General features: G+C 50.3%; 2 tRNA genes and 3 rRNA genes. All 5 read right to left on the bottom strand.

Going from position 1 to position 1,297, the window contains the following annotated elements:
- Window positions 1-522: ribosomal RNA gene (locus PAEAM_RS24180) — 23S ribosomal RNA — on the bottom strand; the annotation flags it as partial.
- 206 nt (window positions 523-728) lie between these two features.
- Window positions 729-804, bottom strand: a tRNA-Ala gene (locus PAEAM_RS24175).
- A 22-nt stretch (window positions 805-826) separates the two neighbouring features.
- Window positions 827-903 (bottom strand) — tRNA-Ile (locus PAEAM_RS24170).
- A 36-nt stretch (window positions 904-939) separates the two neighbouring features.
- Window positions 940-1,056 (bottom strand): 5S ribosomal RNA (gene rrf, locus PAEAM_RS24165).
- A 158-nt stretch (window positions 1,057-1,214) separates the two neighbouring features.
- Window positions 1,215-1,297, bottom strand: a 16S ribosomal RNA gene (locus PAEAM_RS24160); the annotation flags it as partial.

Below are 1,297 nucleotides of genomic sequence, written 5' to 3'. Positions count from 1 at the left end.
ACCTTTCCCTCACGGTACTGCTTCACTATCGGTCGCTAGGAAGTATTTAGCCTTGGCAGATGGTCCTGCCGGATTCATACGGGGTTTCACGTGCCCCGCACTACTCGGGATCCGTCTCGGAGGGAACCAACTTTCAACTACAGGGCTTTTACCTTCTTTGGCGGGCCTTTCCAGACCTCTTCGCTTAACCGGTTCCTTTGTAACTCCATGTGAGACGTCCCACAACCCCAAAGAGCAAGCTCTCTGGTTTGGGCTTCTCCGCGTTCGCTCGCCGCTACTGACGGAATCACTATTGTTTTCTCTTCCTCAGGGTACTTAGATGTTTCAGTTCCCCTGGTATGCCTCACATAACCTATGTATTCAGTTGTGAGTAACTGGAAATTACCCCAGCTGGGTTTCCCCATTCGGACACCCCCGGATCAAAGCTTGCTTACAGCTCCCCGAGGCAGTTTCGTTGTTCGCCACGTCCTTCATCGGCTCCTAGCGCCTAGGCATCCTCCGTGTGCTCTTAGTAGCTTAACCATTTTGTTCCGGTTTCGGTCGCTCGCTTCCCTTGTTTTGCTTGCGCAAAGCCAAAAGTCGCTCTCACCCGATACCATCACAAAAGCAATTTAACTACCTTTATAAACTTGACTTGTTTGCACAAGTTCAGCTAAAAGGAATGTTCTAATTCGCGTTTGTTTCGTTTCGATATCTAGTTTTCAAAGAACAAACTTGTAAAACTTTTTTGGTGGAGCCAAGCGGGATCGAACCGCTGACCTCCTGCTTGCAAGGCAGGCGCTCTCCCAGCTGAGCTATGGCCCCATATAAAGTTTAAAGGTATAGATGGTGGGCCCTGGTGGACTCGAACCACCGGCCTCACCCTTATCAGAGGTGCGCTCTAACCAACTGAGCTAAGGGCCCACATTATATATACTTTTTGAACCCAAAATGGGTTACGCTTGGCGGCGTTCTACTCTCCCAGGACCCTGCGGTCCAAGTACCATTGACGCTGAAGGGCTTAACGGTCGTGTTCGGGATGGGAACGTGTGGAACCCCTTCGCTATCGCCACCAAACGTTTGAGAGTTTGAGCTCTCAAAACTGAGCAACGAGTGAGTTGCTTGTGCTCTTCATTTCATCCACACCGAAGTGACGGACCGAAATGAATCGCTGTTGCAGGTTCTAAGAACCTGCATATTTGAATGTTTCCGTTGCAGGAAACGATTCTCCATAGAAAGGAGGTGATCCAGCCGCACCTTCCGATACGGCTACCTTGTTACGACTTCACCCCAATCATCTATCCCACCTTCGGCGGCT

The organism is Paenibacillus sp. GM1FR (assembly GCF_002803315.1).
Classification (GTDB): Bacteria; Bacillota; Bacilli; order Paenibacillales; family Paenibacillaceae; genus Paenibacillus; species Paenibacillus amylolyticus.
Note: the sequence above shows the minus strand (reverse complement) of the source record. Positions and strands in the feature narration are given on the sequence as shown.